Origin of the sequence: Pseudomonas sp. AO-1, from assembly GCF_019775695.1 — a bacterium.
GTDB classification, from domain to species: Bacteria; Pseudomonadota; Gammaproteobacteria; order Pseudomonadales; family Pseudomonadaceae; genus Aquipseudomonas; species Aquipseudomonas parakoreensis.
The window spans coordinates 5,448,205-5,464,449 of record NZ_CP079947.1 but is presented as its reverse complement, the minus strand read 5'-3'; the positions used below and the strand labels follow the sequence as shown (position 1 = coordinate 5,464,449).

Annotated in this window: 14 protein-coding genes; 7 read left to right on the top strand and 7 right to left on the bottom strand. The window is 60.2% G+C overall.

Features of this window, described 5'->3' with window-relative positions:
* Positions 1–48: 48 nt before the first annotated feature.
* Together KVQ82_RS24980 and yejK are read right to left on the bottom strand one after the other, a co-directional pair.
* Complete coding sequence (locus KVQ82_RS24980; RefSeq protein WP_139053793.1) at positions 49–399, bottom strand: glutaredoxin family protein; 351 nt, start codon at positions 397–399, stop codon at positions 49–51.
* Positions 399–1,403, bottom strand: a complete 1,005-nt coding sequence (gene yejK / locus KVQ82_RS24975; RefSeq protein WP_047292700.1) for a nucleoid-associated protein YejK — start codon at positions 1,401–1,403, stop codon at positions 399–401. The genes KVQ82_RS24980 and yejK overlap by 1 nt, the downstream gene beginning before the upstream one ends.
* Before the next feature lie 542 nt (positions 1,404–1,945).
* Between yejK and KVQ82_RS24970 the strand changes: the two genes are divergently transcribed.
* The gene (locus tag KVQ82_RS24970) at positions 1,946–2,227 is read left to right on the top strand and encodes an HU family DNA-binding protein (protein WP_003221909.1); all 282 of its coding nucleotides are present in this window, start codon (positions 1,946–1,948) and stop codon (positions 2,225–2,227) included.
* 179 nt (positions 2,228–2,406) lie between these two features.
* Here the strand turns inward: KVQ82_RS24970 and rlmF are convergent, their stop codons facing one another.
* From rlmF to KVQ82_RS24945, 5 genes are all read right to left on the bottom strand, one after another.
* Positions 2,407–3,426, bottom strand: a complete 1,020-nt coding sequence (gene rlmF, locus KVQ82_RS24965; RefSeq protein ID WP_222016400.1) for a 23S rRNA (adenine(1618)-N(6))-methyltransferase RlmF — start codon at positions 3,424–3,426, stop codon at positions 2,407–2,409.
* Positions 3,427–3,652: 226 nt separating this feature from the next.
* A complete protein-coding gene (locus tag KVQ82_RS24960; RefSeq protein ID WP_222016397.1) occupies positions 3,653–6,499 on the bottom strand; it encodes a valine--tRNA ligase in 2,847 nt (948 codons plus the stop codon).
* Between the two features lie 252 nt (positions 6,500–6,751).
* Positions 6,752–7,138 carry a DNA polymerase III subunit chi gene (locus KVQ82_RS24955; RefSeq protein WP_222016395.1) on the bottom strand — a complete coding sequence of 129 codons (387 nt, stop codon included), beginning with the start codon at positions 7,136–7,138 and terminating at the stop codon, positions 6,752–6,754.
* A gap of 8 nt (positions 7,139–7,146) precedes the next feature.
* Positions 7,147–7,575: a DNA polymerase III subunit chi gene (locus tag KVQ82_RS24950; protein WP_222016393.1), complete on the bottom strand. Its 429-nt coding sequence runs from the start codon at positions 7,573–7,575 to the stop codon at positions 7,147–7,149.
* Between the two features lie 60 nt (positions 7,576–7,635).
* Positions 7,636–9,126, bottom strand: coding sequence for a leucyl aminopeptidase (locus tag KVQ82_RS24945; RefSeq protein WP_047292705.1), 1,491 nt, complete (start codon positions 9,124–9,126; stop codon positions 7,636–7,638).
* Positions 9,127–9,434: 308 nt separating this feature from the next.
* On the opposite strand from KVQ82_RS24945, the gene lptF reads away from it, so the two are divergent.
* From lptF to era, 6 genes are all read left to right on the top strand, one after another.
* Entirely contained in the window at positions 9,435–10,556 is a 1,122-nt protein-coding gene (gene lptF / locus KVQ82_RS24940) for an LPS export ABC transporter permease LptF (protein WP_222016391.1), read from the top strand.
* The gene (gene lptG, locus KVQ82_RS24935; RefSeq protein ID WP_222016389.1) at positions 10,549–11,610 is read left to right on the top strand and encodes an LPS export ABC transporter permease LptG; all 1,062 of its coding nucleotides are present in this window, start codon (positions 10,549–10,551) and stop codon (positions 11,608–11,610) included. The genes lptF and lptG overlap by 8 nt, the downstream gene beginning before the upstream one ends.
* 172 nt (positions 11,611–11,782) lie before the next feature.
* Positions 11,783–13,579 carry a translation elongation factor 4 gene (gene lepA / locus KVQ82_RS24930; RefSeq protein WP_222016387.1) on the top strand — a complete coding sequence of 599 codons (1,797 nt, stop codon included), beginning with the start codon at positions 11,783–11,785 and terminating at the stop codon, positions 13,577–13,579.
* 9 nt (positions 13,580–13,588) lie between these two features.
* Positions 13,589–14,443, top strand: coding sequence for a signal peptidase I (gene lepB / locus KVQ82_RS24925; protein WP_041064734.1), 855 nt, complete (start codon positions 13,589–13,591; stop codon positions 14,441–14,443).
* Positions 14,444–14,626: 183 nt separating this feature from the next.
* Positions 14,627–15,316 carry a ribonuclease III gene (rnc, locus tag KVQ82_RS24920; RefSeq protein WP_024011703.1) on the top strand — a complete coding sequence of 230 codons (690 nt, stop codon included), beginning with the start codon at positions 14,627–14,629 and terminating at the stop codon, positions 15,314–15,316.
* Positions 15,309–16,211 carry a GTPase Era gene (gene era, locus KVQ82_RS24915; RefSeq protein ID WP_041064729.1) on the top strand — a complete coding sequence of 301 codons (903 nt, stop codon included), beginning with the start codon at positions 15,309–15,311 and terminating at the stop codon, positions 16,209–16,211. The genes rnc and era overlap by 8 nt, the downstream gene beginning before the upstream one ends.
* The last annotated feature ends 34 nt before the right edge of the window (positions 16,212–16,245 follow it).

Here is a 16,245-nt window from a genome sequence, read left to right as displayed (position 1 = left end):
GCTTCGCCGCCGATCGGGGATAAATCCCCTCGCCACAGAGGAGTTGTGTTATTTCAGGGCGGCGAGGATTTCGTCCGGGTCGAACCCGCGAATCAACGTGCCATTCACGTCGATCAGCGGAATCCCGCGCCCACCCAGCGCCTCATACGCTTTGCGCGCCTCGGCGTCCTTCTCGATATCGAATTCCCGGAAAGGAATCCCCTTGCTGTCGAGAAAGCGCCTGGTCTGTTTGCAGTAGCCGCACCAGTCGGTGGCATACAGCACGACACGGGCCTGCGCCCGCGTCTGCTCAGAGACCATCTGCGACGGGTTGAACACCCGCTCGATCTTGCCCCAGTTCTGATAGATCACCACCACCAGCAGAACCAGCGCAACCTTCTTCAGCACATTGCCCAGCATCAGTTGCGGCGCTTGAGCTGATCGGTGAGCGAGGTCGGCAGGCCCTTGATGATCAGGGTGCCGGCCTCTTCGTCGTATTCGATCTTCGAACCCAGCAGGTGCGCTTCAAAGCTGATTGACAGGCCTTCGGCGCGGCCGGTGAAGCGGCGGAACTGGTTAAGGGTGCGTTTGTCCGCCGGAATTTCCGGCGACAGACCGTAGTCCTTGTTGCGGATGTGATCGTAGAAGGCTTTCGGCCGTTCTTCGTCGATCAGCTCCGACAGCTCTTCCAGGCCCATTGGCTCGCCGAGCTTGGCCTGACTGCTGGCGTAATCGACCAGAGTCTTGGTTTTCTCGCGGGCGGAATCTTCCGGCAGGTCTTCGCTCTCGACGAAGTCGCTGAAGGCCTTGAGCAGGGTGCGGGTCTCGCCCGGGCCGTCGACGCCTTCCTGGCAGCCGATGAAGTCGCGGAAGTACTCCGAAACCTTCTTGCCGTTCTTGCCCTTGATGAACGAGATGTACTGCTTGGACTGCTTGTTGTTCTGCCACTCGGAGACGTTGATCCGCGCCGCCAGGTGCAGTTGGCCGAGGTCGAGGTGACGCGACGGGGTGACGTCCAGCTCGTCGGTCACCGCCACGCCTTCGCTGTGGTGCAGCAGGGCGATCGCCAGGTAGTCGGTCATGCCTTGCTGATAGTGGGCGAACAGCACGTGGCCGCCGACCGACAGGTTCGACTCTTCCATCAGTTTCTGCAGATGCTCGACCGCGACTTTGCTGAACGCAGTGAAGTCCTGGCCGCCTTCCATGTATTCCTTCAGCCAGCCGCTGAACGGAAACGCGCCGGATTCCGGATGGAACAGGCCCCAGGCTTTGCCTTGCTTGGCGTTGTAGCTCTCGTTGAGGTCGGCAAGCATGTTCTCGATGGCCGCAGACTCAGCCAGTTCGGAGTCACGGGCGTGCAGAACTGCGGGCGTGCCGTCGGGTTTTTTGTCGATCAGGTGGACGATGCAATGACGGATCGGCATGGGCTTCTCGGCTGGTGGAAGGGAGGAGGGCGGGCTCCCCCGAAAAAGCGCCCAGTGTACCCGATTCTCCACTTGGGACGATGCAACCGTCCCCGTGTAGGAGCTGCCGAAGGCTGCGATCTTTTGATCTTGTTTTTGAAAAATCAAAGTCAAAAGATCGCAGCCTTCGGCAGCTCCTACAAAAACAGGGCGCAGCAAAAAATTGTGGCCCATGGCAGCGTAATCAGGGGGTGGAAGGGCAAATCCGGGGCAAGCGCCTGCGCTTATGCAGTTTTTTACCGATTTAGAGCAATAAACCTGACCAAATGGGTAGCTAGAGGCGGATATTTCCCCGTCTCTGTGCTAGTTTTGCCCGGTCTTACGCGAAGTCACTGCGTTAAGCGTGCAATCAGCATTTGTCAGGTCGAACCAAACCCTGATTTCGGTATCTATAACCCGACTCGTCGTGGTTATCGCCGAGGGTGCCAGATCCAGAAGATCGGGCTCGATGGCTGACACTGCACTCTGCAATCCATATGAATTTGATAGGGAAGGAACACTACATGGCTCTTACTAAAGACCAACTGATCGCCGACATCGCTGAAGCTATCGACGCGCCGAAAACCACCGCGCGTAACGCTCTGGACCAACTGGGCCAAATCGTTGCCGATCAGCTGGAAAACGGCGGCGAAATCACCTTGCCAGGTATCGGCAAGCTGAAAGTGACCGAGCGTCCTGCCCGCACTGGCCGTAACCCTTCGACTGGCGCTGCCATCGAAATCCCTGCCAAGAAAGTGATCAAGCTGGTTGTGGCCAAAGGCCTGACCGACGCTGTGAACAAGTAAGACGCAGCGATAAAAAAAACCGTGCACCGGAGCGATCCGGGCACGGTTTTTTTGTGCCTGCGATTTGGCAAGGCGTTACGCCGCCCTGTAGGAGCTGTCGAGTGAAACGAGGCTGCGATCTTTTGATCTTGTTTTCAAGCAGGATCAAAAGATCGCAGCGTGCCGCAGCTCCTACAGAATCAGCGAACCCAGCGCTCGCGACGCCAGATCTGCTGCTCGGACTTGGTCTGAAAAGTCCACGCCACAAAGCGGCTCTGTTTCTGCCCTTGCGACATCTCCACCACCTGGCTTTCCAGCACGCCAGCCTTTTTCAGGGCGGTTTCGATGGCCGGCAGGTTCGAGGCTTTCGAGACCAGGGTGCTGAACCACAGCACCCTGTGCTGGAAGTTCGCGCTCTCGGCGATCAGTTGCGTCACGAAACGCGCTTCACCGCCTTCACACCACAGCTCGGCAGACTGACCACCGAAGTTCAGCACCGGCAGTTTGCGTTTCGGATCAGCCTTGCCCAGTGCGCGCCATTTGCGCTCGCTGCCCTTGGTTGCCTCTTCCATCGAGGCGTGGAACGGCGGGTTGCACATGGTCAGGTCAAAGCGCTCACCCGGTTCCAGCAGGCCAATCAGGATGTGTTTGCGGTTTTCCTGCTGGCGCAGCTGGATCACCTTGTTCAGGCCGTTGGACTGGACGATGGCTCGGGCGGCAGCCACGGCGGTCGGGTCGATTTCCGAGCCGAGGAAGTGCCAGCGGTATTCGCTATTGCCGATCAGCGGATAAACGCAGTTGGCGCCCATGCCGATGTCCAGCACGTTGACGATTGCACCGCGCGGCACCTTGCCGTCGTTCATGCTGGCTAGCAGGTCCGCAAGAAAGTGCACGTAATCGGCACGGCCCGGTACCGGTGGGCAGAGGTAATCGGCCGGGATGTCCCAATGCTCGATGCCATAAAACGCCTTGAGCAGCGCCCGGTTGAAAACGCGCACCGCGTCGGGGCTGGCGAAGTCGATGCTTTCCTTGCCGTACGGGTTGGTGATCACGAATTTCGCCAGTTCCGGCGTGGTCTTGATCAGCGCCGGGAAGTCGTAGCGACCCTGGTGGCGATTGCGCGGGTGCAGGCTGGCCTTTTCACGCGGCTCGACGGCTTTGGCCGGGGTCGCGGCATCAGGTTTCTTGCGCGCAGGTTTGGGGGGGCGGGGGGCGTTCATGGGTGTGATCGATTCGGGTATGGCTGAAAGTGGCGGGTATTGTCCCACATTGATGAGTCATGCGCCGAACGCATGTAGGAGCTGCCGAAGGCTGCGATCTTTTGATCTTGTTTTTAAAAAAATCAAAGTCAAAAGATCGCAGCCTTCGGCAGCTCCTACAGGGGATTGGTGTTCTGGAATAAAAAAGGGAGGCCACTTGGCCTCCCTCTTTCATTGCGGCTTGCCCTTACAGGCTGGAAATCCGCGCATGTTGCTCGGCCAGTTTGCCCAAGGCCTGTTCAGCCTCGGCCAGTTTGGCGCGTTCCTTCTCGATGACTTCGGCCGGCGCCTTGTCAACGAAACCGGCGTTCGACAGCTTGCCGCCAACGCGCTGGACTTCACCTTGCAGACGCAGGATTTCCTTGTCCAGACGCGCCAGCTCGGCGCCCTTGTCGATCAGGCCGGCCATCGGCACCAGCACTTCCATCTCGCCAACCAGCGCGGTGGCGGACAGCGGCGCCTCTTCGCCGGCGGCGAGTACGGTGATCGATTCCAGACGCGCCAACTTCTTCAGCAGCGCTTCGTTCTCGGTCAGGCGACGCTGGTCTTCAGCGCTGACGTTCTTCAGGTAGATCGGCAGCGGTTTGCCCGGGCCGATGTTCATCTCGCCACGAATGTTGCGCGTGCCGAGCATCAGGCCTTTGAGCCATTCGATGTCGTCCTCGGCGGCCGGATCGATGCGCTCTTCGTTGGCCACTGGCCAAGGCTGCAGCATGATCGTCTTGCCCTGAATACCGGCCAGCGGCGCGATGCGCTGCCAGATTTCTTCAGTGATGAACGGCATGAACGGATGCGCCAGACGCAGCGCCACTTCCAGCACGCGCACCAGCGTGCGACGGGTGCCGCGCTGACGCTCGACCGGCGCGTTTTCGTCCCACAGCACTGGCTTGGACAGTTCCAGGTACCAGTCGCAGTACTGGTTCCAGATGAACTCGTACAGCGCTTGCGCGGCGAGGTCGAAACGGAACTGATCCAGTTGACGGGTCACTTCGGCTTCGGTGCGTTGCAGTTGCGAGATGATCCAGCGATCCGCCAGCGACAGCTCGTAGGCCTCGCCGTTCTGGCCGCAGTCTTCGCCCTTGTCCAGAACATAACGCGCGGCGTTCCAGATCTTGTTGCAGAAGTTGCGATAGCCTTCGACGCGGCCCATGTCGAACTTGATGTCGCGACCGGTCGAGGCCAGCGAGCAGAAGGTGAAGCGCAGGGCGTCGGTGCCGTAACTGGCGATGCCATCGGCGAACTCGTCGCGGGTCTGCTTTTCGATCTTCTTCGCCAGTTTCGGCTGCATCATGCCGGAGGTGCGTTTCTGCACCAGGGCTTCCAGCTCGATACCGTCGATGATGTCCAGCGGGTCAAGGACGTTGCCCTTGGACTTGGACATCTTCTGGCCCTGGCCATCACGCACCAGGCCGTGCACGTAAACGGTCTTGAACGGTACTTGCGGGGTGCCGTCCTCGTTCTTGATCAGGTGCATCGTCAGCATGATCATCCGGGCAACCCAGAAGAAAATGATGTCGAAACCGGTGACCAGCACGTCGGTGGAGTGGAATTTCTTCAGGAACTCGGTCTTTTCCGGCCAACCCAGAGTGGAGAACGTCCACAGGCCCGAGCTGAACCAGGTGTCGAGCACGTCGTTGTCCTGTTGCAGCGCAACATCCGGGCCGAGGTTGTGCTTGGCACGCACTTCGGCTTCGTCGCGACCGACGTAGACCTTGCCCGACCCGTCGTACCAGGCCGGAATCCGGTGGCCCCACCACAGCTGACGGCTGATGCACCAGTCCTGGATGTCGCGCATCCACGAGAAGTACATGTTTTCGTATTGCTTCGGCACGAACTGGATGCGGCCGTCTTCAACGGCGGCAATCGCCGGCTCGGCCAGAGGCTTGGTCGACACGTACCACTGGTCAGTCAGCCACGGCTCGATCACGGTGCCGGAACGGTCGCCTTTCGGCACTTTCAGGTTGTGATCGTCGACGCTGACCAGCAGGCCGGCGGCGTCGAACGCCGCGACGATCTGCTTGCGCGCTTCGAAACGCTCGAGACCGGCGTACTCGGCCGGGATCTTGCCGTCGATGCTGTCGTTCAGCGTGCCGTCGAGGTTGAATACCTGGGCTGCGGGCAGCACGTTGGCGTTCTTGTCGAAGATGTTCAGCAGCGGCAGGTTGTGGCGCTTGCCGACTTCGTAGTCGTTGAAATCGTGGGCCGGGGTGATTTTCACGCAGCCGGTGCCGAATTCAGGGTCGCAGTAATCGTCGGCGATGATCGGGATGCGGCGGCCAACCAGTGGCAGCTCGACAAATTTGCCGATCAGGGCTTTGTAGCGCTCATCGTTCGGGTTAACCGCGACGGCGGAGTCGCCGAGCATGGTTTCCGGACGGGTGGTCGCGACGATCAGGAAATCGTTGCCTTCAGCGGTTTTCGCGCCGTCGGCCAGCGGGTACTTGAGGTTCCACAGGAAACCTTTTTCGTCGTGGTTTTCCACTTCGAGGTCGGAAATCGCCGTGTGCAGCTTGGTGTCCCAGTTGACCAGACGCTTGCCGCGGTAGATCAGACCGTCTTCGTGCAGGCGTACGAAGGCTTCCTTGACCGCTTCCGAGAGGCCGTCGTCCATGGTGAAGCGCTCGCGGCTCCAGTCCACGGACGAGCCGAGGCGGCGGATCTGACGGCTGATGTTGCCGCCGGACTGATCCTTCCACTCCCAGACTTTCTCGAGGAATTTTTCGCGGCCCAGGTCGTGGCGGTTCTGCCCGGTGGCTTCCAGTTGACGCTCCACCAGCATCTGCGTGGCGATACCGGCGTGGTCGGTGCCCGGCTGCCACAGGGTGTTGCGACCCTGCATGCGGCGGAAACGGATCAGGGCGTCCATGATCGCGTTGTTGAAACCGTGACCCATGTGCAGGCTGCCGGTGACGTTCGGCGGCGGGATCATGATGGTGTAGGAATCGCCCGCGCCTTGCGGTGCGAAATAGTTCTCGGACTCCCAGGTGTTGTACCAGGAAGTTTCAATGGCGTGCGGCTGGTAGGTCTTATCCATGCGCGGCGGGACCCTATTGGCATTTATTCAGGAAAAGCCGGGAAGTATAGCGGGGCATGGGGCCGAGGGCGAGCGGGGGGGAGGCTGGGCGGACACTAATGTTGGGGGGAACCCTTGTGGTGAGGGGATTTATCCCCGATGGGCCGCGCAGCAGCCCCAAATAATTCAATCACGCTGCGTATTCGCAGGGTTCACGACTGCTGCGCAGCCGATCGGGGATGAATCCCCTCGCCACAAGGGGATCCATCCGGGTTATTCGTATTGGCTGAGCAACCGCTCCATCCGCGCCTCGAGGCGGCGTTTGATTTCGGTTTCGATGTGCGGTGCGAAGTCGTCGATCACGTCCTGCATGATCAACTGCGCGGCGGCGCGCAGTTCGCTGTCCAGGTGCAGCAGCGCGTCCGGGCCTTTATTCACAGGTGCGGTAGCGGGTGCCGGAGCCGGAGCAGGTGGCGGTTCGATGGTCGGCGGCGTGCCGTCGACGGCCTCGAACAGCATCGGAATCTGTTCCTGTTCACCGTCATCGACCGTGTCGGTCAGCAGCGGCGGTTGCAGGTTGTCATCGCCGAGCAACTGGCGGATCGATTCGAGATCGTCCAGCAGGTGCGCAGGCTTTTGCAGCGGTTTTGGAGTGTCCATCGGCGTACTCAGAGTCGCTGTAAACGGTGATCTTGCAGAGGATAGCCCTGTTCGCGGTAGAAACGGAAACTCTCCCGTGCCGCCGCGCGAATCGTCGGATCTTCCACCACCACTTCCGCCACGCGGGCGAATTGGCTGGCAAAGGCCGGGACTTTCAGGTCGAGATTGACCAGCAGATCCTGATGCGCGCCGCAGTCCGCGCCCGTTCCCAGCACAATCAAACCGTCCGGTTCGCTCTCGGCAGGGCCATGAGGGACGAAGGTTTCGCCCTTGAACGCCCACAGGCGCGCATCGAGATCATCGCGCTGAGCAGCATCGCTGCAATGCAGGTAGATGCGGTGGCCCATGCGCCAGGCTTTTTCGGTGAGCTTGCAGGCAAAGTCCAGGCGAGCCGAAGGGTCGGCGCTGGGCAGGATGTAGAAGTCGACTTTGGTCATTACGGTTCCTGAGCCTGGAACGGCGTCACCGCCAAGTGACGCCGTTCAGGTTCATCGGTTTCAGGCTTTGGCGCGGTCCAGCAGGTATTGGGTCAGCAGCGGAACCGGACGGCCAGTGGCGCCTTTGTCCTTGCCGCCGCTGGTCCATGCGGTGCCGGCGATGTCCAGGTGCGCCCAGTTGAGGTTCTTGGTGAAGCGCGACAGGAAGCACGCGGCGGTGATGGTGCCGGCCTTAGGGCCACCAATGTTGGCGATGTCGGCGAACGGGCTGTCGAGCTGCTCCTGGTATTCGTCGAACAGCGGCAGTTGCCAGGCACGGTCGTCAGCGGCCTTGCCGGCACTGAGCAGTTGCTCGATCAGCTCGTCGTTGTTGCCCAGCAGGCCAGACGTGTGTGCACCGAGTGCAACCACGCAGGCACCGGTCAGGGTGGCGATATCGATCACCGCTTGCGGCTTGAAGCGCTCGGAGTAGGTCAGCGCGTCGCACAGCACCAGGCGGCCTTCGGCGTCGGTGTTGAGGATTTCCACGGTCTGGCCGCTCATGGTGGTGACGATGTCGCCCGGACGCGACGCAGTGCCGCTCGGCATGTTTTCCGCACAGGCGAGGATGCACACCAGATTGATCGGCAGCTTCAGTTCGAGCACAGCACGCAGGGTACCGAACACGGAGGCCGCGCCGCCCATGTCGTACTTCATTTCGTCCATGCCGGCGCCAGGCTTTAGGCTGATGCCGCCGGTGTCGAAGGTGATGCCTTTACCGACCAGCGCGTAAGGCTTCTCGGACTTCTTGCCACCGTTGTATTGCATGACGATCAGGCGCGGTGGCTGGGCGCTGCCTTGGCCGACGGCGTAGAACGAGCCCATGCCCAGGGATTTGATCTTCTTCTCGTCGAGGACTTCGACTTTCAGATCCTTGAACTCTTTGCCGAGGTTCTTGGCTTGCTCGCCGAGGAAGGTCGGGTGACAGATATTCGGGGGCAGGTTGCCCAGATTACGGGTGAAGGCCATGCCGTTGGCAATCGCGGTGGCATGGTTCACGGCGCGCTGCACTTCGGCCTGCGCAGCCTTGATGGTCAGCAGGGTGATTTTCTTCAGGGCGCGCGGTTCGGCTTTCTGGCTCTTGAACTGGTCGAAGGTGTATTCGCCGTCCACCAGGGTTTCCGCCAGCAGACGGGTCTTGCCGTAGCTGTCGCGGTTCTTGACGATGATTTCATCCAGGGCCAGCACGGCATCGCTGCCACCCAGACCTTTCAGGGTGTTGAGGATGCCAGCCACGATTTTACGGAACGGACGGTCGCCCAGTTCTTCATCCTTGCCCACGCCGACCAGCAGCACGCGCTCGGCCTTGAGGTTCGGCAGGCTGTGCAGCAGCAGGCTTTGACCGACCTTGCCGGCCAGATCGCCACGCTTGAGCACGGCGCTGATCGCGCCACCGCTCAACTCGTCGACCTGTCTGGCGGCAACGCCGAGTTTGCGGCCTTCGCCGACGGCAACCACCAGGGTGGCGGTTTTCAACGTTTCTGGGCTAACGCTTTTTACAACCAGTTCCATGTCCGGATCCCTGAATGAATGGTCAACACGCAGGCGTTCGACGGTGTCCGCAGTCGCCTGCTTATAGATAGAAGAGGCGCAGGTCTGTGCCTGCGACGAAGGCGGCAGTTTGAACCTCGCTCACCGCGCCTGACAACCCTCGGTTGTGCGATCTTCAACGGAATCTACGCTTGGGTGAGTGTGCGCAGTGACAGGCGCCCTCAATCACAGGATAATGCCGCATCTTTTTTCGACGGCTCTGCCTTGCGGGTCGCTCGAAACGTTTGCTTGTTTGGCCGCCTTAGCCTGACAACCCTGGAGTGTCTGGTTTGATCGTCTTCCGTTATCTGTCCCGTGAAGTGATGTTGACCCTGAGCGCCGTCAGCGCCGTGCTGCTGGTCATCATCATGAGCGGTCGCTTCATCAAATACCTTGCCCAGGCCGCTGCGGGCCAACTCGATCCGGGATCGCTGTTCCTGATCATGGGTTACCGCCTGCCGGGTTTCATGCAACTGATCCTGCCGTTGGGCCTGTTTCTCGGGATCCTGCTGGCTTACGGCCGGCTGTATCTCGAAAGCGAAATGACCGTGCTCTCGGCCACCGGCATGAGTCAGCAGCGTCTGCTGCGCATGACCCTGTTTCCGGCGACGCTGGTGGCACTGGTGGTGGCGTGGCTGAGCCTGAGTCTGGCCCCGCAAGGCGCTAACCAGTTTCAGTTGCTGCTGAACAAGCAGGACGCCCTGACCGAATTCGATACCCTCGAACCCGGCCGTTTCCAGGCGTTGCGTGACGGGACTCGGGTGACCTACACCGAAAGCCTGACCGACGACCGTGTCAACCTCGGCGGCGTGTTCATCTCGCAGAAAAATCTCGGCTCCGATCAGAAAGATCGGGGGATTTCCGTGCTGGTGGCCGAGAAGGGCCGTCAGGAGATTCACCCGGACGGCAACCGCTATCTGATCCTCCACAACGGTTACCGCTACGACGGCAGCCCGGGTCAGGCCGATTACCGCGCGATCAAATACGACACCTACGGCGTATTGCTGCCCAAACCCGATGCCAGCGACGAAGTCACCGACCGTGATGCGATCCCGACTTCGACCCTGCTGAGCGCCGATGACGAGCGTTCCAAGGCTGAATTGCAATGGCGGATTTCACTGCCGTTGCTGGTATTCATCGTGACCCTGATGGCGGTGCCGCTGTCGCGGGTCAATCCGCGTCAGGGCCGTTTCCTGAAGCTGCTGCCGGCGATTCTTCTTTATATGGCTTACCTGACCATCCTGATTGCCGCCCGCGGCGCCCTCGAAAAAGGCAAGATTCCAGCGGTGCTCGGCTTGTGGTGGGTGCACGGGATCTTCCTGGTCATCGGTCTCGGCCTGCTGTACTGGGAGCCGTTGCGCCTGAAGCTGGCCAGCCGTCGCAGCGCTGCGCTGGAGGTGGCCCGTGGTTAAACTCGACCGCTACATCGGCAGTAGTGTATTCGTGGCGATCATCGCCGTGCTGGCGATCATTCTGGGTCTGGCGACCCTGTTTGCCTTCATCGACGAGATGAGCGACGTCAGCGATACCTACACCCTGGCCGACGTGCTGAGCTTCGTCATGCTCACCGCGCCGCGTCGCCTGTATGAAATGCTGCCGATGGCCGCGCTGATCGGCTGTCTGATCGGCCTCGGCAGTCTGGCCAGCAGCAGCGAGCTGACGGTCATGCGTGCCGCGGGTGTGTCCATCGGGCGCATTGTCTGGGCGGTCATGAAGCCCATGCTGGTGCTGATGCTGGCTGGCGTGCTGATTGGCGAATACGTGGCCCCGGCCACCGAAAGCATGGCCCAGGCCAATCGCTCGCTGGCGCAAGGCAGCGGCGATGCGCAGAGCGCCAAACACGGTATGTGGCACCGTCAGGGCGAGGAGTTCATCCATATCAACGCCGTGCAACCCGACGGCCTGCTGTATGGCGTGACCCGCTATCACTTCGACAAAGAGCGCCACCTGCTCAGTTCCAGCTTCGCCAAGCGTGCGGAGTTCGACGGCAAGCGCTGGCTGCTCACTGACGTGACTACTACGGTGTTCCATGAGCGCAACACTGAAGTGGTGAACGCGCCGAGCGAGGAGTGGGATGTATCGCTGAGCCCGCAATTGCTCAACACGGTGGTGATGGCGCCTGAGGCGTTGTCGATTTCCGGACTGTGGGGCTATATCCACTATCTGGCGGATCAAGGCCTGAGCAACGGTCGTTACTGGCTGGCATTTTGGGTCAAGGTGTTGCAGCCGCTGGTCACCGCTGCGCTGGTGCTGATGGCGATCTCCTTCATCTTCGGTCCGTTGCGTTCGGTCACCCTCGGTCAGCGAGTGTTCACTGGTGTGCTGGTGGGCTTCACCTTCCGCATCGTCCAGGATCTGCTCGGCCCGTCGAGCCTGGTGTTTGGCTTCTCGCCGCTGTTCGCGGTGCTGGTGCCGGCCACGGTCTGTGCGCTGGCGGGTGTCTGGTTGCTGCGACGCGCCGGTTGATGGCCACGTTGTTGCCAATGCTTTAACCGCGAAAACGCCTCGGTCGACAGATCGGGGCGTTTTCGTATGCAATCCGGGTGACAGGCGAACGTGACGCTTGCGCCGTGTATCAGGTACAATTCCCGGCTATTTTTCGGCGGGCCAAGCCTGCAGCCTTTTTGAGTGTTGATCCGTGAGTGATTTGAGTCATATCCGCAATTTCTCCATCATCGCCCACATTGACCATGGCAAGTCGACGCTGGCTGACCGTTTCATCCAGATGTGCGGTGGCCTGGCCGAGCGTGAAATGGAAGCCCAGGTACTGGATTCCATGGATCTGGAGCGCGAACGCGGGATCACCATCAAGGCCCACAGCGTTACCCTCTATTACAAAGCCAAAGACGGCGTCACCTACCAGCTGAACTTCATTGACACCCCGGGTCACGTCGACTTCACCTACGAAGTCAGCCGTTCCCTGGCCGCGTGTGAAGGCGCATTGCTGGTGGTCGATGCCGGTCAGGGTGTTGAAGCCCAGTCCGTGGCCAACTGCTACACCGCCATCGAGCAAGGCCTCGAGGTCATGCCGGTGCTGAACAAGATCGACCTGCCACAGGCCGAGCCGGACCGCGTCAAGGACGAGATCGAGAAGATCATCGGCATCGACGCCACTGACGCCGTTACCTGCAGCGCCAAGACCGGCCTGGGTGTCGACGAAGTGCTCGAGCGTCTGGTCGCGACCATTCCTGCGCCGACCGGCAACATCGAAGGTCCGCTGCAAGCGTTGATCATCGATTCCTGGTTCGACAACTACCTGGGCGTTGTTTCCCTGGTGCGCGTGCGTCATGGCCGCGTGAAGAAGGGCGACAAGATCCTGGTGAAATCCACCGGCAAGATCCACCTGGTGGACAGCGTCGGTGTGTTCAACCCGAAACACACTGCCACTGCTGACCTCAAGGCCGGCGAAGTGGGCTTCATCATCGCCAGCATCAAGGACATTCACGGTGCACCGGTCGGTGACACCCTGACCCTGAGCTCGACCCCGGACGTTGAAGTGCTGCCCGGCTTCAAACGCATCCAGCCACAGGTTTACGCCGGTCTGTTCCCGGTCAGTTCCGACGACTTCGAGGACTTCCGCGAAGCGCTGCAGAAACTGACCCTGAACGACTCCTCGCTGCAGTACACCCCGGAAAGCTCCGACGCACTGGGCTTCGGCTTCCGTTGCGGGTTCCTCGGCATGCTGCACATGGAGATCATCCAGGAGCGCCTCGAGCGCGAATACGACCTGGACCTGATCACCACCGCGCCAACGGTAATTTTCGAGCTGGTGCTGAAAACCGGTGAAACGATTTACGTCGACAACCCGTCCAAGCTTCCGGATGTGTCGGCCATTGAAGACATGCGCGAGCCGATCGTGCGAGCCAATATTCTGGTTCCGCAGGAACACCTGGGCAACGTCATCACCCTGTGCATCGAGAAACGCGGCGTACAGGTCGACATGCTGTTCCTCGGCAATCAGGTACAAGTGACCTACGACCTGCCGATGAACGAAGTGGTCCTGGACTTCTTCGACCGTCTCAAATCCACCAGCCGCGGCTATGCTTCGCTGGATTACCATTTCGATCGTTACCAATCGGCTAATCTGGTGAAACTGGACGTGCTGATCAACGGTGACAAGGTCGACGCCCTGGCGTTGATCGTGCACCGTGACAATTCGCACTTCAAAGGTCGCCAGTTGACCGAGAAGATGAAAGAACTGATTCCTCGTCAGATGTTCGACGTGGCGATTCAGGCTGCCATTGGCGGTCAGATCGTCGCCCGGACCACCGTCAAGGCACTCAGAAAGAACGTATTGGCCAAATGCTACGGCGGTGACGTAAGCCGTAAGAAAAAGCTGCTTGAAAAGCAAAAGGCCGGTAAAAAACGCATGAAGCAGGTCGGCAACGTGGAAATTCCACAAGAAGCCTTCCTCGCCGTGCTCAGGTTGGAATAGTCAGGTCCTATGTCACTAAATTTCCCGCTGTTGCTGGTCATCGCCGTGTTCGTCTGCGGCCTGTTGGCGTTGCTCGATCTGCTGTTCCTGGCGCCGCGTCGGCGTGCTGCGATTGCCTCTTATCAAGGCAGTGTCAGCCAGCCGGAGCCCGTGGTGGTCGAGAAACTGAACAAAGAGCCGTTGCTGGTCGAATACGGCAAGTCGTTCTTTCCGGTGCTGTTCATCGTGCTGGTGCTGCGTTCGTTCCTGGTGGAACCGTTCCAGATTCCGTCCGGCTCGATGAAACCGACGCTGGACGTCGGCGACTTCATTCTGGTGAACAAGTTTTCTTACGGGATCCGCCTGCCGGTGATCGACAAGAAAATCATCGAAGTCGGTGATCCACAGCGTGGCGATGTGATGGTGTTCCGCTACCCGAGCGACCCTAACGTCAACTACATCAAGCGTGTAGTCGGCGTACCGGGCGACACGGTGCGTTACACCGCCGACAAGCGTCTGTTCGTCAATGGTGAGTCGATTGCCGAGCAACTGGTCGGCTCCGAGCCGGGCACGCTGGGCAGCGCGGAACTCTACAAGGAAAAACTCGGCGCCGCCGAGCACCTGATCCGCAAGGAAATGAGCCGCTACCGCGCGACGCCGGACCATACCTGGACCGTGCCGGCCGGGCACTACTTCATGATGGGCGACAACCGCGACAACTCCAACGACAGTCGCTATTGGGATGATCCGAACATTCCCAAGGATCTGCTGGGCATGGTTCCCGACCAGAATATCGTCGGCAAAGCCTTCGCTGTCTGGATGAGCTGGCCGGAACCGAAACTCAGCCACCTGCCGAATTTCTCGCGGGTTGGCCTGATCAAGTAATCAATCACGGCGCTGTTGACCACAGCGCCGAATGCATTTCTGGCGTCGACACAAATTGGCGCCAGGGCATGAAGCCACGATATTCAGGACGTCATTTTTGAACACAGCGTTAATTGTCCCAGGCCTGCGCCGTACCCCGGCGATGGCAGTGGAATCCAGCCACGAACTCAGCGTGGGTAAACCGTGAGCGTTTCTCTAAGCCGTCTCGAGCGCCAGCTCGGTTACACCTTCAAGGATCAGGAGCTGATGCTGCTGGCCCTCACGCACCGCAGCTTTGCCGGGCGTAACAACGAACGCCTGGAATTCCTTGGCGATGCCATCCTCAACTTCGTCGCCGGCGAGGCGCTGTTCGATCGCTTCCCGCTGGCTCGCGAAGGCCAGTTGTCGCGTTTGCGCGCACGCCTGGTGAAGGGTGAGACACTGGCCGTGCTGGCCCGTGGTTTCGACCTGGGCGACTACCTGCGTCTGGGTTCGGGCGAACTGAAAAGCGGTGGTTTCCGTCGCGAATCGATTCTGGCCGATGCCCTCGAAGCGCTGATCGGCGCGATCTACCTGGATGCCGGCATGGACGTCGCTCGCGAGCGCGTGCTGGCCTGGTTGGCCGGTGAGTTCGAAGGCCTGACGCTGGTCGACACCAACAAGGATCCCAAGACCCGTCTGCAGGAACACCTGCAATCGCGCGGTTGTGAACTGCCACGCTATGAAGTGGTGGACATCCAGGGTGAGCCCCACTGCCGTACCTTCTTCGTCGAGTGCGAAGTGGTCTTATTGAATGAAAAAAGCCGAGGTCAGGGTGTGAGCCGTCGTATTGCCGAACAGGTAGCGGCCGCCGCAGCACTGATTGCCCTGGGCGTGGAGAATGGCAATGACTGATACAAACGCAACTCGCTGTGGCTACGTTGCCATCGTCGGCCGTCCCAACGTTGGCAAGTCGACGTTGCTCAACCACATCCTCGGCCAGAAGCTCGCGATCACCTCGCGCAAGCCGCAGACTACCCGTCACAACATGCTCGGGATCAAGACCGAAGGTGACGTGCAGGCGATCTACGTCGACACCCCCGGCATGCACAAGGGTGGCGAAAAGGCCCTGAACCGCTACATGAACAAAACCGCCTCGGCGGCCTTGAAAGACGTCGACGTGGTGATCTTCGTGGTTGACCGCACCAAGTGGACCGAAGAAGACCAGATGGTGCTGGAGCGCGTGCAGTACGTGACCGGCCCGCTGATCGTCGCGCTGAACAAGACCGACCGCATCGAAGACAAGGCCGAGCTGATGCCGCACCTGTCGTGGTTGCAGGAACAGCTGCCGAACGCGCAGATCATCCCGATTTCCGCGCAGCAAGGGCACAACCTCGACGCGCTGGAAAAGGTCATCGCCGATCACCTGCCGGAGAACGATCATTTCTTCCCGGAAGACCAGATCACCGATCGCAGCAGCCGCTTCCTCGCTGCCGAACTGGTGCGCGAGAAGATCATGCGTCAGATGGGCGCCGAACTGCCTTACCAGATCACCGTCGAGATCGAAGAATTCAAGCAGCAAGGCAAGACGCTGCACATCCATGCACTGATCCTCGTTGAGCGTGACGGCCAGAAGAAGATCATCATTGGCGACAAGGGCGAGCGCATCAAGCGCATCGGCACCGAAGCGCGCAAGGACATGGAGTTGCTGTTCGACGCCAAGATCATGCTCAACCTGTGGGTCAAGGTGAAGGGCGGCTGGTCCGACGACGAGCGTGCTCTGCGTTCGCTGGGTTACGGCGACCTGTAAGTACGCGGTTGTCGCAACACCGAAAAAACCTGTG